This window comes from Kitasatospora cheerisanensis KCTC 2395, assembly GCF_000696185.1.
GTDB lineage: Bacteria > Actinomycetota > Actinomycetes > Streptomycetales > Streptomycetaceae > Kitasatospora > Kitasatospora cheerisanensis.
This window is the reverse complement of sequence record NZ_KK853997.1, coordinates 7,669,826-7,691,440: the sequence shown is the minus strand read 5'-3', so window position 1 is coordinate 7,691,440 and position 21,615 is coordinate 7,669,826. Positions and strand designations below refer to the sequence as shown.

The following is a 21,615-nucleotide window of genomic DNA, read 5'->3' as shown; positions in this document are numbered from 1 at the left end:
TGCAGGTGCCTCCGAAACCTGCGGACCGTCAGCCTCGCGCTCGGGCGCTCCTGCTCATCCCTCGGCCACCGGTGGCTCAGAGCGGCGCGGGCGTCGGATCAGCGACGCTCGACGACGACGTTGGTCGACTTGATCACGGCGGTGGCGGGCGCGCCCGGCACCAGCCCGAGTTCCTCCGCCGAGTCCCGGCTGATCAGCGAGACGACGCGGAAGGGACCGGCCTGGATCTCCACCTGCGCGGCCACGTCGCCCAGCACCACGGCTGTCACGATCCCGGGAAACCGGTTCCTGGCCGAAGAACGGCCCTCCGCCTCGCTGTTCTCCGGTCGCGCCAACTCGCGCGCAAAGGCGGCGAGTTCAGCTCCGGCAATGATCCGGTGGCCGTTCTCGTCACGGGTCGCCGGCAGTCGCCCCGCGTCCACCCACCGCCGCATGGTGTCGGCGCTCACCCCCAGCATCGAGGCCGCCTCGCCGATGCGGTACGGGTGGACGGGCCGATCAGGGGTGGCCATCGATGCAGCTCCTGGGCAACTCGCAGAAGGAGGGGAAGACCCCGTCATCCTGCCGTACCGGCCGATCTCTCCGCACACACCCCGCCCTCCGCACCCCGACGACCGTGACACCGCCGCGCTCCGGCACACCCCCGCGCGCCCACCGATCCCACCCGGCCCGCAAAGCCTGCCGCCCGCCGGCCACCTCGCAGCAGCAGCCTCGGGCGTCCGCGTCACCCCATCACCCGCACGAACACTCCACCTGCCCCGGCCCACCACCGACGGCCACGCCAACGCCAACGCCGACGCCGACAGCGACGCCCACGCCCACGCCCACGCCAGAGATCACACCGCCCAACCGCTCACTCCCCCACCCCACACCGCCCAACAAGGCAGCACCGCCCGCCGACGCAGCACCGAGCGCCACGCAGGGCCTGACGACACGTCACCCCGCCCCGCTCTGCCTCAACGCCCGCCGCCCCGACAGCACGTCGGTCTCGAACGCCCGCCGTGCACCCGGCGCAACCGTCGCCCAACGGAACCGGCCAGAGCCTCAGTCGCCTCCGAACAGCTCGCGTCGCGCCCCGTCCCCGGCCGTCAAGACAGCACCGGCGAGCACCGCACCGCCGCCCGCCGTGCCGGCCCGGACCTCGGTGGCGAGCGGCGAGAGCCGGGCGAGCTGGCGCTCGACGCGCGCGGCCAGGGCAGCGCCACCGGCCTGTCCGATCTCGCCGCCCAGCACCACGCACCCGGGGTCCAGCACCACGCAGATCGCGGAGGCACCGACGGCGATCCGTCCGGCCAACTCCTCCAGGAACTCCTCGGCGCCGTTCCGGACGGCGAGCCGCACGACGGCTTCGGCGCCGGGCTCCAGCCCGTCCGGCTCGGCGTGCAGGCCGTGGCGGGCGCCGAGTTCACAGATCGCGGCGCTCGACACCAGGGAGTGGAAACCGCCGTCGCACTTGGTGGCACCCGGCAGGCCGACCGTTCCGGGGACGGGCAGGAACCCGATCTCACCGGTGCCGCCGGATGCGCCTCGTCGCAGCCGGCCGTCCAGCACCACCGACGCGCCGACGCCGTGGCCGAGCCAGATCAGGGCGAAGTCCTTCCTGCCGCGGGCGGCGCCGATGCGGTGTTCGGCGATGCCCGCCAGGTTCACCTCGTTCTCGAGGATGACCTCCGTCCCCGGCCGGGCGCGCAGGGCCGCGAGGAGCTTGGTGTGCCACTCGGGCAGCTTCCCGGAGTTGTTGAGCGCTCCGCTCACCGGGTCCACCAGGCCGGGCGCACCGACCGCGACGGTGTGCAGTTCACGGGCCCCGGCCTCGGCGGCGGTCGCGAGCAGCGTCTCGACCGTCCGCTCCACCAGGAGGTCCCCCTCGCCCAACCCACCACCGGGCCCACCGGAGCAGGCACCAGCACCGGCCACACCCGCCCCGCCGCCCTCGCCGTCCCCACCCGCGCCGTCCCCACCGGCGTCCGCCCGCCGAGCGTCCTCCCGACCAGCATCGTCCTGACCGATCCCGCTCTCACCCGGCGCCTCGATAGTCGCGGTGCCGAGCGTCCGGCCAGTCAGGTCGGCGACCACCAGGCTGACGCCGGTCGCGCGGATGTCGATGCCGGCGAGGTGGGCGCGATCGGCGACCAGGCCGTACAGCCGGGCGTTGGGGCCGCGGCGCAGCGCGGCACTCTCACCGGTCTGGGCGACCAGCCCGCCGCGCTGCAGTCGATCGAGCAGGTCGGCGACGGTGGGGCGGGAAAGCCCGGTCAGCGTGCGGAGGTCGGATGCGGTGAGCGGGCCGCGTTCGAGCAACAGGTCGAGGGCCAGCCGGTCGTTGATAGCCCGGGCGGTGCTCGGCGTGGCGGTGCGAGCGGTCGTCATGAGCCTGCATCCTTCCAGAGGTTTCTATCAGGCAGGGTCCCTGATAGTTTATTGCCATCCGACCGACCCAAGGGGGAGCCCGGCATGGGCGAAACTCTCAAGGACGTCCAGCGCGCAAGGGTGAGCGTGGCGCTGGTGTTCGCCGTCCACGGTGCCGTCACCGGCACCTTCGTCACCCGCATCCCGTGGATCAAGGACCACCTTGATCTGAGTCCCGGTCAGCTCGGTCTCGCCCTGGTCTTCCCGGCGATCGGCGCCTCGGTGGCGATGCCACTGGCCGGCCGCATCGTGCACCGCTTCGGTGCCCGCGCGGCGCTCCAGGGTCTGCTGTCGCTCTGGTGCCTCTCGCTGGCACTGCCTGCGCTCTCCCCGCACCTCGTGGTGCTCTGCCTCGCCCTGTTCCTCTACGGCGCCACGGCCGGCATGTCGGACGTGGCGATGAACGCCCAGGGCGTCGAGGTCGAGGAGCGGCTCGGCCGGTCGGTCATGTCGGGCCTGCACGGGATGTGGAGCCTGGGCGGCCTGATCGCCTCCGGCTTCGGTGTGCTGGCGGCGCATCAGCAGGTGGACGCCCGGCTTCAGTTCGCGGTGACCGCCCTGGTCCTGGTGCTGCTCGCACAGGCGGTGTCGCGCGGCGTGCTCGACGTACGGCCGACCGCCGGCGAGGAGGCCCCGCCCCGCTTCGCGCTGCCGCCGAAGGAGGCGCTGGTCATCGGCCTGGTCGGCTTCTGCGCGGTGTTCGCCGAGGGCGCGTCGATGGACTGGAGCGGCGTCTACCTGCGCGACATCACCGGCGCGTCGGCCTCGACCGCCGCCGCCTGCTTCACCGCCTTCTCCGCCACCATGGCCGCGGCCCGCCTGGCGGGTGACGCGGTGATCCGGCGGCTCGGGCCGGTGCGCACGGTGCGGGTCAGCGGCGGTGTCGCCGCCGTCGGCGGGCTGCTGGTGGTGCTGGCCGACAGCCCGTACGTGGCCATCCCGGGGTTCGCCCTGATCGGCATCGGCATCGCCGTGGTCGTCCCGCTGGCGTTCGCCGCCGCCGGGCGGGCGGGCACCAACCCGAGCCAGTCCATCGCGGGCGTCGCCACCATCACCTACACCTCCGGCCTGGTCGCCCCGGCCGTGGTCGGCGGCATCGCCCAGGCGAGTTCGCTGACGGTCTCCTTCGTCGTCGTCACGCTGCTGGCGGCCGCGCTGATCCCGTCCGCCACGGCCATGCGCCACCGCAAGTCGGCGGACGCCCCGGTCGCCTCCAGTTCCCTGGAGCCCACCGGCTGACCCGTCTCGGACCGCTCAAGCCGGCCGCACGTCGGCCAGGGCCCGACCCGACCCGCCGTCCGGACAGACCGGCCCACCCCAACCCGATCGACCAAGCTGCCCCAACCCGTCGAGCCGACGGACACCACCCGCACCCGCCGACAAGACCGGCTGGCTGCCCCCAGTGCGAACCGGCACTCCACGAGGGGCCCGGGATCCGATCCCGCGCCCCTCCCGGCGTCACGCCCCCCTCCTCAACACACCGCCACGCCCAGCAGCACCCGGCACACTCGGGTCACCCGAAGAACCCGCATCAGTCCACCCGACGCTGCGTCACCCGCCACAGCCGGCGCGGCAGGTCTCCCTCCTCGAAAGCCTCGATCTCGGCCGGCCCCCAGCCCTCCGCAAGGCGGTCAACCAACTCGCGCGAGAAGAAGTGCACCGCGAAACCGCCGTGCTCCCAGATGTCGTCGCCGTGGCCGGTGCCGGTCCCGTAGTGCGCATCGCCGGTGTGCCGGACGGTGTAGACCAGCACTCCCCCGGGCCGCAGGACCCGCCGTACCTCCCGGACCAGCGCTTCCAACTCGGCCGTGGACAGCGCCATGCAGAACAGCATGTGCGCGTACACGGCGTCGACCGACCCGTCCGGCAGGGGCAGCGGTTCGCGGACGTCCTGGGCCACGGTGCTCACCGCCAGGCCCTCGGCGGCGGCCCGCGCGGCCAGTTGTTCGAGGCCGACGGGACTGAAATCGGCAGCGGTCACCGTGAAGCCCTGGCGGGCGAAGTACAGCGCGTCCCGTCCGTGGCCGGCGCCGAGCTCCAGGACGGCCCCGCCCGGCGGGAACACCGCGGCGGCGTGCTCCGCCGACTCCGACGGCCGCTCGCCGTACATGCCGGGGTGGTTGGCGTACGTCCGCTCCCAGTGCTCACGCTGCGCCCGCGCCAGCGGCTCGTTCATCAGCCCTCGCCTCTCCTACTCCGGGGGCGTGTCAACCGCCCGCCGCGCTCCGTCAGTGGTCCGACAATGGTCCGAACCACGAGCCCGCCCGAGACTCCCGGCCCGGGACCGACCGACAGGTCCCCGGCCCCCGCACGTCACAGACCAGTGCCGAACCCGGTGACCTGCCGTTCCATCCTGCCGTGCGATGCTCGTCGTCATGAATTCCGCCCTGCGCAACCCGATCGGCGCCCATGTTCCCGTTGCCGGAAAGGGTCTGGCAGGGACGGGGCTGGCCTACGCCGCCAAGGTGGGCGCGGAGGCGGTGCAGGTGTTCGTCGCCAACCCGCGGGGGTGGGCCACCCCGGCCGGGAACCCCACGCACGATCTGGCGTTCCGCACGGCCTGCGCCGAGCAGGGCATCCCGGCCTACGTGCACGCGCCGTACCTGATCAACTTCGGTTCCGACTCCCCGGCGACTCGTGAACGCTCGGTCGAGTCCCTGACGCATTCGCTGCACCGCTCCGCGGCGATCGGTGCGCTCGGCGCGGTGGTGCACACGGGTTCGGCGCTGTGCGGCACCCGGCAGGACGCGCTGGCACAGGTCCGCGCGCAGGTCCTGCCGATCCTCGACGGGCTCGACCGGTACGGGGACGACGCCCCGTGGCTGCTGCTGGAGCCGACGGCGGGGCAGGGCAGCTCGCTGTGCGCGCGGATGGAGGACCTCGCCGCCTACCTGGAGGCGCTCGACCACCACCCCCGGGTCGGCGTCTGCCTCGACACCTGCCACGCCTTCGCGGCCGGCCACGACCTGGCCGCTCCGGGCGGGGTCGACGAACTCTTCGACGCCCTGCACCGCGCGGTCGGCCCGGACCGGCTGCGGCTGATCCACGCCAACGATTCGCAGGACGTGGCGGGCGCCCGCAAGGACCGCCACGAGAACATCGGCGCCGGCCACATCGGAGCCCCGGCGTTCCGGGCCCTGCTGGCGCACCCGGCGACCGCGGGCGTCCCGCTGATCATCGAGACGCCCGACGGCCGCCACGACCCCGACCGCGTCGAGGGCGTCCGGCACGCCGCCGACATCGCCCTGCTCAAGCAGCTGCGCCGCACCAGCTGAGCCCGGCACACCGCAGACCGCGGCCCATCGCCGGAGCCCCGCAGAACCGGACCGCGCCGCCCCACCGCCGAACACCCTCCCCCTCACCGAACACCCTCCCGGAGCCCCAACCACGAAGCCGGTTAAGCTCCCTGGGTGCCCGCCCCGCAGCCGACACCCGGCCCCACCGCGCCACTCCCCACCACCGTCGAAACCACTCCCACCGAGGCCACTCCCACCGAAACCGCCACCCCCAAAGCTGCCACCCCCAAAGCCACCGCCACCGAAACCGCCACCGCGGCCGAGACCACCAAGACCGTCGCGCCGCAGCCCCACCGCCCGCACCGCCACGCGCTGCTGCGCCTCGGTCTGCTGGCGGGCGTGCTCGCCGCCGCGGCGGCCTCGCTGCTGCTGTGGGACCCGACGGCGGTCCTCGCGGCGGCGGCCGGCCCGTGGCGGATGCCGGTCGCGCTGGCGGCGTACGCCTTCGGCACGGTGGCGTTCCTGCCGCGGCCCGCGCTGAACGCGGGGATGGGCCTGCTGTTCGGCTCGCTGTGGGGCGTGCCGCTCGCGGTCGCCGGGTCGGCGATCGGCGCGATCGTGGCGTTCGCGCTCGGACGGTCGCTCGGCCGGGAGGCGCTGCGGCCGCTGGTCCGCGGCAAGGTGCTGACCGAGATCGACCGCCGGCTCTCCGAGCAGGGGTTCCGCAGCGTGCTGCTGGTGCGCCTGTTCCCAGGGGCGCCGTTCCAGGCGGGCAACTTCGCGTGCGCGTTCTCCGGGGTCCGGTTCTGGCCGTACCTGGCGGCGACGGTGCTGGGCGTGGTGCCGACCACGGCTGCGTACGTCATCGCGGGAGCGAGCGCGAGTTCGCCCGGCTCGCCGGCGTTCCTGATCTCGGCGTCGGTGATCGCGGCGATGTGCGTGTTCAGCGCCGTCTCCCTCTGGCGCGCCCGCCCCCGCCGCTCCGCCTGACCGCCCCGGAACCCCGGCACCCCCAGACCGACAAACCGTCAGAACCCGGCCGCCGCACAGCAGGTGCACCCGCAACCCGGGCCAGGGCGATCCACCTGATGCCCTACCGCTCGATCGCCGGCGACCACTCGCCGAGCACCCGCAGCCACACCGTGTTGACGACCATCAGCGCACCCATCCCAATTGCCCAGGCAGCACGTCCGGTGACGGCCAGCAGGGCGACCGAGCCGCCCCAGACGAGCAGTTGGACGCCGTACCAGGCCACCGCCGAGTCGCGCACGGGCCGCCGCGGCGCGGCGTACCGTCCCCACAGCAAGGCGGCGCCCCCGGCAGCACCAGCGCGATCAGCATCCGCACCACCGTGGGGCCGGCACCCCACAGTCCGTAGCCACCCACCGCCAGCGCCACCAGCGAGGCCAACTCCAGCAGGAAGCGCAACGTCAGCTGGCTCCCCGTCATCACCTTGCGCACACCCGCACCCCGCCCAGGCCAACCAACAACGATGATCCGATCATCGCACCACCACCCCCTCCCCCACGTCCTGCCCCACGCCAGCACACCGGCGACCTCCCGGCACTCAAACCCCGGGCACGACACCAGAACCCGCCGCCCCGCACCCCGCCCCGGCAACCCCACCTCCCGCGCCGCTCTCCCCACCGCACCGCACCGCACCGCACCCCGCCTCCCGCTCCCCGCCGCACCCCGCACCCCGCACCCCGCACCCCGCACCGAAAACGGCTCGCCCGCCGAACGCCCCCTCCCCCACCATGTCCGCATGACGAACACCACCCCCGCCACCACCCGCACCAGCGCGCCGTTCGCCGCCGACGAGGCGACCATGCTGACCTCCTGGCTGGACTTCCATCGCGCCACGCTCGCCCTCAAGTGCGAAGGCCTGACACCGGACCAACTCCGCGAACGGTCCTGTCCCCCGTCCCCGATGTCGCTACTCGGCCTGGTCCGGCACATGGCCGAGGTCGAGCGCCACTGGTTCCGCCGGCACCTCAACGGCGAGGACCTCGGGCCGGACAGCCGCTACTGGTCCGAGGCGTTCCCGGACGGCGACTTCGACCTGGTCGAGGACGCCGATCCGGTGGCCGACACGGCCGCGTGGCAGGAGGACGTCGCCTATGCCCGCGCCGCCGTCGAGGGCGTCTCGCTGGACACGGTGGGCAAGCACCCGTGGCGCGGCAATGAAGTGACGCTCCGTTGGATTCTCGTCCACATGATCGAGGAGTACGCGCGGCACAACGGCCACGCCGACCTGATCCGCGAGCGGATCGACGGCGCCACCGGCGAATGAGGGCTCTGCCGACCGACAGCACCACAAGCAGCGGCACCAAAAACGGCGGCGGGAACACCAGGCCCGGACGCCGCGCACGCGTTGGCCCGCGACACGCCAGGAGTACAGCTGGGAACTGACGTTCACCGGCCACCCCATCGAGTGAAGCCGTTACATGATTGTTGACACACAGTCAACTGCCGCCGGGCCACCACCGATAGTGTCGTCGCGCGCAACCGTTCACCGGCCGCGTGCGTCGTTGCGAATGTCCGAATAACTGCGGACTTTTGTCCGCGCCACAAAGCGTCCGATGGGCGCGTGCGGGCACATCTGCGGTGATCAGTGCGATACTCGGACAGTTCCAACAAGTGGATGACGTGTCAAAACGACCCGTCGTCCTCCGGGGGACGAGTACGGAACGAGACAGGGAGGCGCGGCTATGGGAGCACTTCGCGACGAGCACCACAACGGGTGGCTGATGCCTTCTGGTAGCTACCCGGCCGCGATGTACGAGGAATCGTGGGAGGGCGAGGACACCCTACCGAGCGTGCAGATCGGCCCGTCCAGGATCGTCTCGCTCCGGCCCACCGGGTTCGAGGCTGCCCGCACCGTCGGCGAGCACATCCGGGCGTCTACCCCGGTGGTGATGGACCTCACCGAGATGGATGACGCCGAGGCGAAGCGGATGGTTGACTTCGCCTCCGGCCTGATCTTCGGCACCTGCGGCGGCATCGAGCGGATCGCCCGCCGGGTGTTCCTGCTCACGCCGGCGGAGGTCGAGGTGATGGTCATCGACCGTCCGCTCGACGAGTCGGGCTTCTACAACCAGAGCTGACCCGAGCAGTCAGCGCCGACCGCGAACCCCCGGAGCCGACCCCGAACCACCTGGCCGCCGCCGAACCCGACCGGCTCCGCGAACCACCAGCCTCGCCGAAGACCCCGCGCCCCGCGCGGGGTCTTCGCCGTTCCCGCACCCCCACCCACCTGCACTCATAGCGACCCCAGAAGCCGCCCGACTAGCCGCCCGACTAGCCGCCCGACGAGCCACCCGGCTGACGACCCCATGAGACCCCATGAGACCCAAGCCTCCAAATTGAGACACCAATGTCTCATCTGCGCTAAGCTACTCTCATGGCAACCGACCGCGACTCCGTCCTTGAGGCAGCCGTCGGCGTCCTCTCCCGACGCCCGACGGCCCATCTCGACGAGATCGCCCGCGCCGCCGGCATCAGCCGCGCCACGCTGCACCGGATCTTCCCGGGGCGGGAGGCGCTGATCCGCGAGGTGGGCGCGCTCGGCCTGCGCCGCTTCTCGGCCGCGCTGGACACCGCGCGGGTCGAGGAGGGCAACGCCGAGGCGGCCCTGCGACGGCTGGTGGACGCGGTGGTGCCGGATGCGGCGCTGTGCGCCTTCCTGGCCGGCGAGAACCAGTTGTACGACGATCCGGAGATCAACGACCTCTGGGAGCTCCAGGACGCCCGGGTCCGCGCGCTGTTCCTGCGCGGGCAGAAAGAGGGGGCGTTCCGGGTCGAGCTCTCGGCCGGCTGGCTCAGCGAGGCGTTCTTCGATCTGGTGGCCGGCATCGGCTGGGCCGTCCAGGAAGGCCGGCTCGCCCCTCGCGAAAGCGCATTCTCGCTCGCCGAGTTGTTCCTCGGCGGTGCTCTACGGAGACCTGATACACCATGAGTTCCCCCCTGACCGCCGGCTCCGGCCACTCCCCGCTCGGCCGAGCCGCCGGTTCCGGCCACTCCCCGCTCGGCCGAGCCGCCGGTTCCGGCCGCTCCCCGCTCGGCAGGAAAGACACGTCCGGCCGCCGCTGGGCCGGCCTCGGCGTCCTCGTGCTCGCCGTCACGCTGGTGGCGGTGGACGCGACGGTGCTATCCCTCGCCATCCCCTCGATCACCGAGACCCTCCGCCCGTCCGGCACCCAGCTGCTGTGGATCGGTGACGTCTACTCCTTCGTGCTGGCCGGCCTGCTGGTGTCGATGGGCGCGCTCAGCGACCGGCTGGGGCGCAAGCGGGTGCTGCTGGCGGGGTCGGTGGCGTTCGGAGCGGCCTCGCTGCTGGCGGCGTACGCGCCGAGTGCGGGCTGGCTGATCGTGGCGCGGGCGCTGCTCGGCGTGGCGGGTGGGACGATCATGCCGTCCACGCTGTCGCTGATCCGCGCGCTCTTCCCGGACGCCCGGGAGCGGGCGACGGCGATCGGCATCTGGGGTGCGGGCGCGACGGCGGGTGCGGCGCTGGGCCCGCTGGTGGGCGGCGTGCTGCTGGAGCACTTCTGGTGGGGGTCGGTGTTCCTGCTGAACCTGCCGGTGATGGTGCTGCTGCTGGTGTTCGGCGCCTGGTTGCTGCCGGAGTCCCGCGATCCGCTGCCGGGCCGCTGGGACATGCTGAGCGTGCTGCTGTCGATGGCCGGTGTGATCGGCGTGGTGTACGGCATCAAGGAGTTCGCCGCGCACGGTCTGGACGCCTGGAGCACCCCGGCGACCTTCGTGCTGGGTGCGGCGGCGCTCGCGCTCTTCGTGCGGCGTCAGCTCCGGCTGGAGACCCCGCTGTTGGAGGTCCGGCTGTTCCGTGACCGGCGGTTCACGGCGGCGGTGCTGTCCTCGCTGATCAGTCTGATCGGGCTGTCCGGTGTGATCTTCTTCATGTCGCAGTACCTCCAGTTGGTGCGCGGCTACTCCCCGCTCGCGGCGGGTGTCGCCGAACTGCCGGCCTTCGTCGGTTCGGTGGTGGGCGGCCTGCTGACGGCCCGTCTGGCGCGGCGCGCGGGTGCGCGCCGGGTGCTGACGGTCGGTCTGCTGGTGATGGGGCTGGGCATCGCGGTGCTGGGCATGGTCCGGGTGGACAGCACGTACCTGCTGATCGGCTCCTCGTTCCTGGCGCTGGGCACCGCCGAGGGCGTGGTGTACACCCTGTCCTCGGACCTGGTGCTGGGCGCCGCCCCGGCCGACAAGGCGGGCGCGGCGTCGGCGGTGTCGGAGACGGCCTACGAACTGGGCGCGGCGCTCGGCATCGCGCTGGTCGGCTCGATCGTGACGGCCCTGTATGCGGGTTCGCTCTCCGTCCCGGCGGGCACCGACCCGGCGCTGGCCGGCCAGGCCGGCGACTCGCTCGGCGGCGCGGTCGAAGCGGCCGCCTCCCTGCCGGGCAACCTCGCCGATCAACTGCTGTCCAGCGCGAGCACCGCCTTCGTGCACGGCATCAACGTCGCAGCCTGGGTCTCGACCGCCCTGCTGCTCACGGCCGCCGCCCTCACCCACCGCCTCCTCCGCACCCGCACCGAGACCCCGCCGCCCACCACCCCGACCGCAACGGCCACCCCCTCCGCCCCGACCGCAACGACCGCCACAACAACAGCGGGCCCGGTCTCCCATTCCTGTTCCTGACGCCCCGTCAGGGCCGGCCCCGCAGGTACGCCACCAGCCGTTCGGTGTCCTGAGGGGTCCAGCCGTCCGGCGGGACGATCCGGGCCCAGGCCTCGACCGGCATCAGGCCGTAGCGGTGCCCGTGCCCCTCGGGCACCGCCTCGGACGCGGCCAGGTCGCAGGTGACCTGCCAGAACGTCACCAGGGGGTACCACCGCATGGTCGGTGAGACGTCGTACGCGCGCTGCCCGTTCAGCCAGGCGGGCCGGCTCCAGATCAGGGCGGGCTGCCACCAGACCACGGGGTCGCTGCCGTTCTGCAGGTAGACGACGCGGGGCTCGGGCCAGGGCGCGTCGGGCACCCCGAAGTCGGAGGTCTGCTGGGCGAAGCGGACGGTGCGGCCGTCCTGGTAGACGGGCCGCCAGACGGGGCTGCCGGGGGCGCGCTGTGCGGTGACGGTCTCGCGCAGCGGGTTGTCGGGGGTGGGTCCGACCAGCAGCGCCCCGCCGGTCTCCGCGGAGAGCTGGCCGACGCCGTCGGGGAAGGCGCGTTCGGTGGCGTAGGAGCCGAGGCTCTCGCCGGCCACCAGCAGCCGCGGGCGGCTCTCGGCGGGCAGTTGCGCCCAGTGGGCGTGGACTGCGTCGTACAGCGCCCGCCCGGCTCGGTGGCCTCACCCTCCGTCAGGAAGGAGATCCAGCTCGGCAGGTAGGAGTACTGGTAGGCGACTTCGGCGCTGTCGCCGTCGTAGAGGTACTCGGGCGGCTGGGCGATCCGTTCGTTGACCCAGCCGCTGCCGGTGGTGCCGATCACCACCAGGACCTTCCGCCGGAAGCCGCCGGCCCGGTCGAGTTCGGCGACGGCCCGCCGGGCCCGGTCCTGCAGCACGTGTGCGGGGTCGACGAGGCCGATGCCTGCGCCGGAGCGCAGGCCGACGTAGGCCCGGACGGGGTCCTTCGCGGGGCGTCCGGTGAACGCGGAGATCTGTGCGGCGGTGGGGGCGCGGCCGACGAAGTCGCGGCCCTTCGCGCCGAGGCTGTCCCAGCTCTCGTACGAGGCGGGGCTGCCGGACAGGGTGGGGAGTTCCGGCCGGACGGTACCGGGGCTGGTCGAACGGTCCGTCAGGGCGGCGCCGCGTTCGGCGAGGCCGAGCAGTCCGCGCAGCAGGAAGCCCTCGACGAAGCCGACCACCAGCACGGCGGCGAGGGCGGCGGCCCCGGCGGCGGCCGCGCAGCCGGGGACGGCCCGGCCGAGGATCCGCCGCAGCGTGCGGGTGCCGAGCCGGACGCCCCGGGCGGCGAGCACCAGCAGGCCGCCGAGCAGTGCGGCGACCGGCAGCACCAGCGCCCACTGCCACCAGCCGATCCGCGGGTCGAGGCCGACGGCCCGCCGGACGTCGCCCTGCCAGCGCACGCTCCACGCGGTGATCGCGACGACGGCGCCGCCCCCGGCCCCGGCCAGCAGCCACCAGCCGGCCCGCCGGACGTTCGGCGGCGGGCGCAGCCCGCACTGGTCGGCGACCAGGCCGAAGAACGCCCCGAAGCCGTAGCCGAAGAACGCGGTGATCGCCCCGGCGGCGGCCTGCAGGATCCACGGCCGGGGCAGCAGCGAGGGCGTGAACGACAGGCAGTAGAACAGCACCGCCCCGGCCAGCGCGCTCCAGCTCGGCAGACGCCGTACGATCCGCTGCTCCCCCACCGTCCTCGGCCCTCTCGTCGCGCGTGTTCGCCCACCGGTCACCCGCCATACGTATCTCGCCTTCGCCGCCGTCGATCTGACGGGCCGTCGGACTCCTCCCAATGGCCCAGCGCCGCTGGCCCCGGGGGTTGCCGGGCTCCGACGATGGGGACGCACGTCCGGGCGCGGGCCGAGGGCTCGCCGGATCGACCGCGGCGCGGAGTGGCCCGGCGCGGTTCTGAGCGAAAGGGTGCAGCGCGATGCGAGACGCGGAGCGGAACAGTTCGACCCCGGGCGGAGCTCCTGCCGACGGGACGGCCCGTCCCCGCCCGGCCCGGCAGCCGCTGCTGCGCCAGGGCCCGGTCGGCCCGCCGCGCCGGCCGGAGCCGGCGGCCGGGCGCGGCGCGGCACCCGGGCGGTGATCGCGATGGGGGTGGCCGCGGCGGGGATCGCGGTGCTGGCCTCGTGCGGTGGTTCCTCGGGCGAGGATCCGGTGCAGGCGGCGATGTCGACGTTCGAGGTGGGGCCGCAGGTGGAGAACTTCTCCGGCGAGCCGGCCTCGCCGCTGGCCTCGGTGCACTCCTCGGCGGTGGCGTCGGCCTCGGCGGCCCAGGCGTCGGCCTCGCAGCGGGCGGCGCAGTTCGAGGCCTCGGCCAACGCCCAGGTGGCGGCGGGCCGGGACAAGGCGACGCAGGTGCTGGCGACCGCCCAGGGCCCGGGCAACGCGCTGGACGACGTGACGCTGACGGGGGTGCCCGCGCAGGAGACCGGTGGTCTGGCGGCGGCGAAGGTGACGGTCCGCAACAGCACGCTGGAGACACGCTCGTACGCGATCCAGGTGGACTTCACCGACGCCTCCGGGCACACCGTGGACTCCTCGGTGGTGGGCGTGGAGAACCTGGCGTCGAACGCGTCCGCGAACCCGGTGGTGTTCTCCACCAAGTCCTCGGAGACCACGCTGATCCCGGTCGTGGTGAAGGCCTACCGCTACTGACCTACTGGCTACTGACCTGCCGCTACTGACCTGCCGCTGCCGGCCGGGGCCGGCTGAAGGCCCGTCAGCGCACTGTGCCCGCCGTTCGGGGTGACCGAGCGGCGGGCGCAGTGCGCTGACGGGCCTTCAGTTGACCGACCGGAGGATGACGTCCTCGTAGTCCCAGCCGGGGTCGTCCGCGTCCGGCCAGCCCGCGGTCTCCACCTCCGTCTCCGGGCCGGTGTCGGGGGCGGCCTGCCGGGCGGCGAGTTCCTCGTCGATCCGGTACTCCTCGCTGCGCTGCCGCTCGGTGCGGTAGTGGTCGGCGGAGTGCGGTTCGGCGGGGAACAGGTCGGTCCGGCCGACGCCGAGGGGGCGCAGGTCGTCGGAGGCGGGGTCGGTGTGTTCGGCGATGCGTCCGCTGTGCGTGGTCATGGGTCCATAGTGGTTCGGCCGCACTGAGGGGGCCCGGTGCCCGGCCGTAGGGCCGCCCGATCGGGTGTACGGGTGGCGCCCGCCCCTCGGGGCCACCCGGTCGGCGGGTGCGGGCAACCCGTGCGACCGAACCCGGCTGGCCGCGGGCGGTGCGCGACCTTAGCTTCGAGGCGGCGGGCGCGCCCACGCCGTCCGCGACCGCGACCCCTGGAAGCCGGCTCCCCACCATGACTTCTCCCTTCGCCCCGGCGCGCCCGCGCACCCGCCTCGTCGCCGCCCTGTTCGCCACCGCCGCCGTCGTCCCCACCGTGCTGGCCGCCACTCCGGCCGCCACCGCGCCCGCGACGGCCGCCGGCCCGACCGTGCACCGCCTCGGCCCCGGCGCCTCCGTGCAGGCCGCGCTGGACGCGGCCCGCCCGGGCGACGTGGTGGAGCTGGCCGAGGGCCGCTACCCGGGCAGCGTCACCCTCGCCACCGACGGGGTGACGCTGCGCGGGCAGGGCAGCCGCACCGTGCTGGTCCCCGATCCGGCGGACACCGGCGCGTGCGCGAAGGCCGGCAACGGCCTGTGCGTGACGGGTGTGGCGGACGACCGGGGGGCGCCGGTGCGGCCGGTGTCGGGGGCGGTGGTGGAGTCGCTCGCGGTGGCCGGCTTCGCGAAGAACGGCGTCTCGGCCGCCGTCACCGACCGGCTGACGGTCCGTCAGGTGTCGTCCCACGACAACGGCCTGCAGGGCATCAGTGTCGAGATGTCGACCCGTACGGTGCTGACCGACAACGAGGCGCGGGACAACGGGCAGGCCGGGATCTTCGTCGCCAACTGGTTCGACCGCAAGGGCGGCGCGCTGGAGACCCGCGGCACCGAGGTGTCGGAGAACCGGCTGACCGGCAACCGGATCGGCCTGCAGCTGCGCCGGGTGCGGGACCTGACGGTGACGGCGAACCTGGCGTCCGGCAACTGTGGCGGCGTGTTCGTGGTCGGCGACGACGGGGTGCCGCGGGCCGGTGCGCTGACCGTCCGCGACAACGTGGTGCGCGCCAACAACCGCTACTGCGCGCCCAATCCGCGCCTGGACGCGGTGCAGGGCACCGGCATCCTGCTGACCGGCACCGAGGACGTCACGGTCTCCGGCAACCTGGTCGCCGACCACTCCGGCGACTCGCCGATGTCGGGCGGCATCGTGCTGTACCCGAGCGTGGTGGGCGCGCCGAACACCCGCGCCGACGTCACCGGCAACGCCCTGCACGACAACCTGCCCGCCGATCTCGCCGACCGCGACCACGGCGCCGGCAACTCCTTCACCGCCAACGCCTGCAGCTCCTCCCAGCCCGCCGGCCACTGCTGACCGGCCCTCCAGCCCTCCAGCCCGCGACGAAAGGCCGCCGAGCCCATGACCTCCGCCCCGACCCGCCCCGTCCCGATGTCCCCGACCGCCGCCGACGCGCCCGGCGCCGTCCCGCCCGGGATGCTGCTGCGCGAGCTGGTCTTCGGCGCCGCCTGCGCGGGCGCGGTGCGTGCCGCGGCCAACCTGAAGCTGGCCGACGCACTCGACGAACAGCCCGCCACCGCCGAGGAGTTGGCGCTCCGACTGGGCGTCGAACCGGGCCCGCTGGACCGCCTGCTGCGGGCCCTGGTCTGCTACGAGGTATTCACCCGGACCGGTGACGGCCGCTACGCCCACACCCCGCTGTCGCGCCTGCTGCGCGCCGACGAGCCGGGCAGCCTGCGCGACATCGCCCTGTGGTGCACCGAGCCGTGGACGTGGCAGTCCTGGGCCCGGCTGGACGACGCGGTGCGCACCGGGCGCAGCGTGTTCTCCGACACCTTCGGCAAGGAGTTCTTCCAGTATCTGCACGACGACGCGCCGGACTCCGCGGCCCTGTTCAACCGGGCGATGACGCAGTCCAGCCGCCAGTCGGCGCAGGACCTGGCGGACTTCCTCGACCTGACCGGGATCGCCACCGCGGCGGACATCGGCGGCGGCCAGGGCCAGGCGCTGGCCGCCCTGATGGAGCGTCACCCGGAGCTGCACGGCACGCTGCTGGACCTGCCGAAGGTGGTCGAGCACGCCGATCCGCGGCTGCTGCCGGGCGGTCCGCTGGCCGACCGGGCCCGGCTGGTGGCGGGCGACTGCCGGATCGCGATCCCGGTGCAGGCGGACCTGTACCTGGTGAAGAACATCCTGGAGTGGGACGACGACTCCACCCGCCGCACGCTGCGCAACCTGCGCGCGGTGGCCCGTCCGGGCGCCCGGGTGGTGATCGTGGAGAACCTGGTGGACGACTCGCCCTCGATGCGGTTCACCACGGCGATGGACCTGCTGCTGCTGCTCAACGTCGGCGGCGGGAAGCACACGCTGGGCAGCCTGACCGCGCTGATCGAGGAGTCGGGCCTGCTGCTGGAGAGCGTCGCGCCGGTCAATCCGTACCTGCACGCCTTCACCTGCACGGTCGTCTGACCGCGCCGGCGCGACGCCGAAGCCGCCCGGACCGTTCTCACGGTCCGGGCGGCTTCCCGGGTGCTGCGGCCGGTCAGCGGGCGGCGACGGCGGCGGCCTCCGCGGCCATCTCGGCAACCAGGCCGGTGGTGTGCCGGCCGGCCCGGAAGCGCGGGTCGGCGAGGGTGCGGCGCAGGTAGTCGGTGGTGGTGCAGACGCCGGGGCCTTCGATGCGGAACTCGGCGAGCGCCCGGTCGAGCCGGGCGACGGCCTGCTCGCGGTCGGGGGCCCAGGCGATGGTCTTGGCGAGCAGCGAGTCGTAGTCGGGGCCGATCGGCCAGCCGGGGTAGGCGTGCGTGTCGACCCGGACGAACGGGCCGCCGGGCGGGAAGAATTCGGTGAGCCGGCCGGGGGTGGGCAGGAAGCCGCGTTCGGGGTCCTCGGCGTTGATCCGGGCCTCGACGGCCGCGCCGCGCGGTTTGACGGCGTCCTGGCGGAGCGTCAGCGGTTCGCCGGCGGCGATGGTGAGCTGTTCGCGGACCAGGTCGATGCCGGTGACCATCTCGGTGACGGGGTGTTCGACCTGGAGGCGGCAGTTGACCTCCATCAGGTAGAACGAGCCGTCGGGGGCCAGCACGAATTCGAACGTGGCCGCGCCGACGTAGCCGACGGCGAGGGCGCCGCGGACGGCGGCGGCGCAGATGTCGCGGCGCAGCGGGTCGGGCAGGTTGGGGGCCGGGGATTCCTCGATGAGCTTCTGGTGGCGGCGCTGCACGGAGCAGTCGCGTTCGGCGAGGTGGACGGCGTTGCCGTGGGTGTCGCAGAGCACCTGGACCTCGATGTGCCGGGCGCCGTCGACGTAGCGTTCCAGGTAGAGCCGTTCGTCACCGAAGACGGCGCGGGCGTGGGCCCGGGTCTCCTGGAAGGCGGTGGCCATCTCGGCGGACTCGCGGACCACGGCCATGCCGCGTCCGCCGCCGCCGGCGACGGCCTTGAGGATGACGGGGTATCCGGTGCGGGCGGCGGTCTCGCGGGCTTCGCCGGGGCTGCGGACGGCGCCGACGGAGCCGGGCAGCACGGGCAGCCCCGCTTCGGCCATCAGCCGCCGGGCCACGGACTTGTCGCCGAGCTGCTCCATGACCTGCGGGGGCGGGCCGATGAAGGTGAGGCCGTTGGTCTCGCAGATCTCCGCGAAGTCGGGGTCCTCGGAGAGGAAGCCGTAGCCGGGGTGGACGGCTTCGGCGCCGGTGAGCCGGGCGGCTTCGACGATGGACGGGATGTGCAGGTAGCTGGCCCGGGCACTGGCCGGCCCGAGGTGGACGGCCCGGTCGGCGAAGCGGACCACCGCCGAGTCGCGGTCGGCGGTGGAGTAGACGGCGACGGTGCGCAGGCCCATCTCCCGGCAGGTGCGGGCGATCCGCAGCGCGATCTCGCCGCGGTTGGCGATCAGCACGGTGGTGAACATGCGGTCCCCTTACGCGGGTTCGACGGCGATCAGCCGCTGCTGGAACTCCACGGCGGTGCCGTCGGCGGCCAGGATCTCCACCACCCGGCCGGCCACGTCGGCCTCGACGGGGCTCATCATCTTCATCACTTCGAGGATGCCGATCGGCTGGCCGGGGGTGATGGTGTCGCCGACCGAGACGTACGGCGGCGCGCCCGGTTCGGGCGCGTGGTAGAAGGTGCCGATCATCGGGGCGCACACGTAGCGGTGGGGGTCCTCGGGCTCCTCGGGCGGGAGCTCGGCGCCCGCGGCCGGTCGGCCGTCCCGGGCCCGGCGGGCGCCGCGGGGGTGTCCCATTCGACCTCGACGGCGGTGCCGAGGTGTTCGAGCCGGATCCGGCGGGGCGGCCGGGCGCCGGCCCGGACGAGTTCGGCGACGCTGCGGCACAGTTCGGCGAGGTCGGCGACGTGCTCGGACCCGCCGGCGTGCTCCGGCCCCGCGGCGTGGTCTGCGCCTGCGGCGTGGTCGGTGCCGGCGGGTCCGTCGCCGGTGCGGGCGATCCGTCCGCGTTGCGGCTGGTGTTTCACCTCGACGGTCATGGCTGGCTCCAATCTGCCGCCGCGGTGCCGAGGTCGGTGCCGTAGCGGTGGAAGCGGGCCCGGCGTGCGGCGCGCAGCCGGTCCGGGTCCCAGGGGATCAGTTCGTGCAGGGCCTCGGTGACGGCGGCCTCCAGCAGGTCGGCCGCGGCGGCGTGGTCCTGGTGCGCTCCTTCGGGCGGTTCGGGGACGATGCCGTCCACCACGCCGAGGCTGAGCAGGTCGCCGGGGTGCAGGCGCAGCGAGGCGGCGGCGGCGGGTGCGGCCTGGGGGTCCTTCCAGAGGATGGCGGCGCAGCCCTCGGGGCTGATCACCGAGTAGATGCCGTTGGCGCTGACCAGGACGCGGTCGGCGACGGCGAGTGCGAGGGCGCCGCCGCTGCCGCCCTCGCCGATGAGCACGGCGACGACGGGGACGGGCAGGCGGGCCATCAGCCGGAGGTTCTCGGCGATGGCGGCGGCCTGTCCGCCGATCTCGGCCTCGGGTCCGGGGTTGGCGCCGGGGGTGTCGATCAGGGTGACGACGGGCAGCCGGAGTTTCGCGGCGAGGCGCATCAGCCGGGCGGCCTTGCGGTAGCCGGAGGGCCGGGCCATGCCGAAGCGCCGGCGCCGGCGTTCGCCGAGGTCGGGTCCGCCCTTGTGGTGGCCGATCAGGACGACGGGGGTGCCGGCCAGGTGGCCGGTGCCGGCGATGATGGCGGGGCAGTCCTCGGTGAGCCGGTCGCCGTGGAGTTCCTGGAAGTCGTCGACCAGGCGGCGGATGTAGTCGAGCGTGGTGGGCCGTTCGGGGTGGCGGGCGAGGCGGACGTTCTGCCAGGGGTCGCGGTCGACGAGTTCGTCGGCGGCGCGCAGGATGGCGGCGGGGTCGCCCGGGGGCGGGCCGGGTGGGGGGCCGCAGTCCGAGCAGCCGGCCGAGGACGGGGCGCAGGCCGACCCGGGGCACCACGTCGTCGACCAGTCCGTGGGCGAGCAGGAACTCGGCGGTCTGGAAGCCTTCGGGGAGTTTCTCGCCGGTGGTCTGTTCGATGACGCGGGGCCCGGCGAAGCCCATCCGGGCGCCGGGTTCGGCGAGGATGACGTCGGCGAGGGTGGCGAAGGAGGCGGCGACGCCGCCGTAGGTCGGGTCGGTGATCACCGAGACGGTGAGGATGCCGGCTTCGTCGAGTTCGGCCATGGCCTGCGCGGTCTTGGCCATCTGCATGAGCGACAGCACGCCTTCCTGCATCCGGGCGCCGCCGCTGGCGGTGACCAGCACGAGCGGGGCGCGGCGTTCCAGCGCGAGGCGGGCGGCGTGCGTGATGAGGGCGCCGACGGCGACGCCGAGGCTGCCGCCGAGGAAGCGGAAGTCCATGACGGCGGCGACGCACGGCTGGCCCTCGATCTGTCCGGCGGCGCACAGCACGGCTTCGGTGAGGCCGGTGTCGGCGCGGGCCTCGTCGAGGCGGTCCTGGTAGGTGCGGCTGTCGACGAAGCGCAGCGGGTCGTGCACGGCGGGCACCGCTCCGACGGGTTCGGCGGTGCCCGGGTCGAGGAGTTGGGCGAGCCGCTGCGGGGCGGTGAGCCGCCCGTGGTGCCCGCATTCGGGGCACACCTGCAGGGCGCGCGCGAAGCGTTTGCCGTAGACCAGGCCGGCGCAGCCCGCGCAGCGCACCCAGTCGGCCGTCTCGCTCTGTTCGGCCACGGCGGCTCTCCCTTCCCTGTTCTTCACGGGTGTGGCGGGTTCAGCGGTCCCAGCGGTAGAACTCGTGCGCCATGGCGTCCTTGGGGCTGCGCCAGGTCGCCGGGTCGTAGGCGTCGACGTAGACGGCGAGGCGTTCGCTGACGTCCCGGAACTCGGGGTGTTCGGCGTACCTGGCGACCTCGGGGCCGGCGGGGCGCTCGGACTCGATCAGGTGCAGGTAGACGTCGCCGAACTGGAACAGGCTGCGGCCGCGGACACCGATCAGGCCGGGCAGGGCGCCGCGGTCGGAGTCGGCGAAGACGCCGGCGATGTGGTCGGCGGTGCCGGGTTTCATCCGGGCGACGATCAGGGTGCGGTGCAGGTCGTTCACCGGGCCGCTCCGGCGCGGTGTTCGACCTTGGCGCGGATCAGTTCCATCTGGACCTTGGAGTTCTGGTTGATCCGGTCGGTCATCTGGAGGTCGTCGACGGGCGCGGTGGGCTTCATCGCGAAGTCCTGGATCCAGCGCATCCGGGTGCTCGGTCCGAGGTCCTCGTACTCCCAGCGGATCTCCATGAATTCGAACGGGCCGGGTTCGACCCGGCGGGCGCGGACGGTCAGCTTGTCGCGGTCGGCTTCGCGCTCGGAGACCCAGCTCCACACCTGGCCGTTCTCGTCGGGGTGCATGGTGAGCCGGAACCGCACCAGCTGGCCCTGCCGGTCGAGGACGTCGACGGCGGCGTACTCGCTGAACAGCTGGGGCCACTGCTCCAGGTCGTTGGTCACGTCCCAGACCAGGTCGACGGGGGCGTTGATGAGGATGGTGTTGTCGGTGTGTCCGGGCATGTCAGGCACCAGCTTTCACGGTGGAGTTGACGGTCTTCAGGAACTCGGCGACGGGGCGGCCGAGCAGGTCGGAGGAGTCGATGGAGACGCCGTAGCGGTTCTCCAGGTCGGCGAGGACGCCGAGGACGCCGAGCGAGTCGACGCCGAGGTCGAGGAACATGCAGCCGGGGTCGGCCAGCTGGTCGACGCTGACCTGGACGCCGGCCCGGGTCTTGATCAGGGTGGCGAGTTCCTCGTAGCTGATCTCGGGGTTCACGGTTACTCC

The 21,615-nt window shown here is 73.6% G+C and carries 22 protein-coding genes and 2 pseudogenes; 10 read left to right on the top strand and 14 right to left on the bottom strand.

Going from position 1 to position 21,615, the window contains the following annotated elements:
- Positions 1 to 98: 98 nt before the first annotated feature.
- Together KCH_RS34610 and KCH_RS34605 are read right to left on the bottom strand one after the other, a co-directional pair.
- Positions 99 to 512, bottom strand: a complete 414-nt coding sequence (locus KCH_RS34610; protein ID WP_035869885.1) for a TOBE domain-containing protein — start codon at positions 510 to 512, stop codon at positions 99 to 101.
- A gap of 532 nt (positions 513 to 1,044) precedes the next feature.
- Positions 1,045 to 2,370 carry an ROK family transcriptional regulator gene (locus KCH_RS34605; RefSeq protein ID WP_035869881.1) on the bottom strand — a complete coding sequence of 442 codons (1,326 nt, stop codon included), beginning with the start codon at positions 2,368 to 2,370 and terminating at the stop codon, positions 1,045 to 1,047.
- An 84-nt stretch (positions 2,371 to 2,454) separates the two neighbouring features.
- Between KCH_RS34605 and KCH_RS34600 the strand changes: the two genes are divergently transcribed.
- Positions 2,455 to 3,648, top strand: coding sequence for an MFS transporter (locus tag KCH_RS34600; protein WP_063750234.1), 1,194 nt, complete (start codon positions 2,455 to 2,457; stop codon positions 3,646 to 3,648).
- Between the two features lie 292 nt (positions 3,649 to 3,940).
- Here the strand turns inward: KCH_RS34600 and KCH_RS34595 are convergent, their stop codons facing one another.
- The gene (locus KCH_RS34595; protein ID WP_035869867.1) at positions 3,941 to 4,585 is read right to left on the bottom strand and encodes a class I SAM-dependent methyltransferase; all 645 of its coding nucleotides are present in this window, start codon (positions 4,583 to 4,585) and stop codon (positions 3,941 to 3,943) included.
- Positions 4,586 to 4,784: 199 nt separating this feature from the next.
- On the opposite strand from KCH_RS34595, the gene KCH_RS34590 reads away from it, so the two are divergent.
- Positions 4,785 to 5,684, top strand: a complete 900-nt coding sequence (locus KCH_RS34590; RefSeq protein WP_208866021.1) for a deoxyribonuclease IV — start codon at positions 4,785 to 4,787, stop codon at positions 5,682 to 5,684.
- A 135-nt stretch (positions 5,685 to 5,819) separates the two neighbouring features.
- Entirely contained in the window at positions 5,820 to 6,635 is an 816-nt protein-coding gene (locus tag KCH_RS46310) for a TVP38/TMEM64 family protein (RefSeq protein WP_084224097.1), read from the top strand.
- A gap of 103 nt (positions 6,636 to 6,738) precedes the next feature.
- Here the strand turns inward: KCH_RS46310 and KCH_RS43045 are convergent, their stop codons facing one another.
- Complete coding sequence (locus tag KCH_RS43045; RefSeq protein WP_035869865.1) at positions 6,739 to 6,951, bottom strand: DUF2568 domain-containing protein; 213 nt, start codon at positions 6,949 to 6,951, stop codon at positions 6,739 to 6,741.
- A gap of 459 nt (positions 6,952 to 7,410) precedes the next feature.
- On the opposite strand from KCH_RS43045, the gene KCH_RS34575 reads away from it, so the two are divergent.
- The 4 genes from KCH_RS34575 (at position 7,411) to KCH_RS34560 (ending at position 11,306) form a co-directional block, all read left to right on the top strand.
- A complete protein-coding gene (locus tag KCH_RS34575; RefSeq protein ID WP_035869862.1) occupies positions 7,411 to 7,938 on the top strand; it encodes a DinB family protein in 528 nt (175 codons plus the stop codon).
- A gap of 418 nt (positions 7,939 to 8,356) precedes the next feature.
- Positions 8,357 to 8,752: a cell division protein SepF gene (locus tag KCH_RS34570; protein ID WP_157032325.1), complete on the top strand. Its 396-nt coding sequence runs from the start codon at positions 8,357 to 8,359 to the stop codon at positions 8,750 to 8,752.
- Positions 8,753 to 9,048: 296 nt separating this feature from the next.
- Positions 9,049 to 9,603: a TetR/AcrR family transcriptional regulator gene (locus KCH_RS34565; RefSeq protein WP_035869859.1), complete on the top strand. Its 555-nt coding sequence runs from the start codon at positions 9,049 to 9,051 to the stop codon at positions 9,601 to 9,603.
- Positions 9,600 to 11,306 carry an MFS transporter gene (locus KCH_RS34560; RefSeq protein ID WP_084224094.1) on the top strand — a complete coding sequence of 569 codons (1,707 nt, stop codon included), beginning with the start codon at positions 9,600 to 9,602 and terminating at the stop codon, positions 11,304 to 11,306. The genes KCH_RS34565 and KCH_RS34560 overlap by 4 nt, the downstream gene beginning before the upstream one ends.
- Positions 11,307 to 11,313: 7 nt before the next feature.
- Here KCH_RS34560 and KCH_RS34555 read toward each other — a convergent pair.
- Positions 11,314 to 12,923: pseudogene (locus KCH_RS34555) on the bottom strand (alpha/beta hydrolase).
- 463 nt (positions 12,924 to 13,386) lie between these two features.
- Between KCH_RS34555 and KCH_RS43040 the strand changes: the two are divergent.
- Complete coding sequence (locus tag KCH_RS43040) at positions 13,387 to 13,953, top strand: hypothetical protein (RefSeq protein WP_063750327.1); 567 nt, start codon at positions 13,387 to 13,389, stop codon at positions 13,951 to 13,953.
- A 126-nt stretch (positions 13,954 to 14,079) separates the two neighbouring features.
- Here the strand turns inward: KCH_RS43040 and KCH_RS34545 are convergent, their stop codons facing one another.
- A complete protein-coding gene (locus tag KCH_RS34545) occupies positions 14,080 to 14,367 on the bottom strand; it encodes a hypothetical protein (RefSeq protein WP_035869856.1) in 288 nt (95 codons plus the stop codon).
- A gap of 227 nt (positions 14,368 to 14,594) precedes the next feature.
- Here KCH_RS34545 and KCH_RS34540 point away from each other — a divergent pair, with 227 nt between their 5' ends.
- Together KCH_RS34540 and KCH_RS34535 are read left to right on the top strand one after the other, a co-directional pair.
- Positions 14,595 to 15,713, top strand: coding sequence for a right-handed parallel beta-helix repeat-containing protein (locus KCH_RS34540; protein ID WP_051653761.1), 1,119 nt, complete (start codon positions 14,595 to 14,597; stop codon positions 15,711 to 15,713).
- Positions 15,714 to 15,758: 45 nt separating this feature from the next.
- Complete coding sequence (locus KCH_RS34535; RefSeq protein WP_084224091.1) at positions 15,759 to 16,826, top strand: methyltransferase; 1,068 nt, start codon at positions 15,759 to 15,761, stop codon at positions 16,824 to 16,826.
- A 73-nt stretch (positions 16,827 to 16,899) separates the two neighbouring features.
- On the opposite strand, the gene KCH_RS34530 is transcribed toward KCH_RS34535, so the two are convergent.
- The 8 genes and pseudogenes from KCH_RS34530 to KCH_RS34500 form a co-directional block, all read right to left on the bottom strand.
- Entirely contained in the window at positions 16,900 to 18,270 is a 1,371-nt protein-coding gene (locus KCH_RS34530; protein WP_035869853.1) for an acetyl-CoA carboxylase biotin carboxylase subunit, read from the bottom strand.
- A gap of 9 nt (positions 18,271 to 18,279) precedes the next feature.
- Positions 18,280 to 18,498 (bottom strand): acetyl-CoA carboxylase biotin carboxyl carrier protein, encoded by a 219-nt coding sequence (locus KCH_RS45515; RefSeq protein WP_167574244.1) that lies wholly within the window; start codon positions 18,496 to 18,498, stop codon positions 18,280 to 18,282.
- The gene (locus KCH_RS45510) at positions 18,495 to 18,848 is read right to left on the bottom strand and encodes a hypothetical protein (protein ID WP_035869842.1); all 354 of its coding nucleotides are present in this window, start codon (positions 18,846 to 18,848) and stop codon (positions 18,495 to 18,497) included. The genes KCH_RS45515 and KCH_RS45510 overlap by 4 nt, the downstream gene beginning before the upstream one ends.
- Positions 18,845 to 19,696, bottom strand: coding sequence for an acetyl-CoA carboxylase carboxyl transferase subunit alpha (accA, locus tag KCH_RS45505; RefSeq protein WP_244305731.1), 852 nt, complete (start codon positions 19,694 to 19,696; stop codon positions 18,845 to 18,847). The genes KCH_RS45510 and accA overlap by 4 nt, the downstream gene beginning before the upstream one ends.
- Before the next feature lie 103 nt (positions 19,697 to 19,799).
- Positions 19,800 to 20,495: pseudogene (locus KCH_RS45500) on the bottom strand (acetyl-CoA carboxylase carboxyltransferase subunit beta); the annotation flags it as partial.
- 70 nt (positions 20,496 to 20,565) lie between these two features.
- Positions 20,566 to 20,886 carry a TcmI family type II polyketide cyclase gene (locus tag KCH_RS34510; protein ID WP_035875129.1) on the bottom strand — a complete coding sequence of 107 codons (321 nt, stop codon included), beginning with the start codon at positions 20,884 to 20,886 and terminating at the stop codon, positions 20,566 to 20,568.
- 5 nt (positions 20,887 to 20,891) lie between these two features.
- Complete coding sequence (locus KCH_RS34505; RefSeq protein ID WP_035869835.1) at positions 20,892 to 21,350, bottom strand: SRPBCC family protein; 459 nt, start codon at positions 21,348 to 21,350, stop codon at positions 20,892 to 20,894.
- 1 nt (position 21,351) lies between these two features.
- A complete protein-coding gene (locus KCH_RS34500) occupies positions 21,352 to 21,606 on the bottom strand; it encodes an acyl carrier protein (RefSeq protein ID WP_035869832.1) in 255 nt (84 codons plus the stop codon).
- Positions 21,607 to 21,615 lie beyond the last annotated feature (9 nt).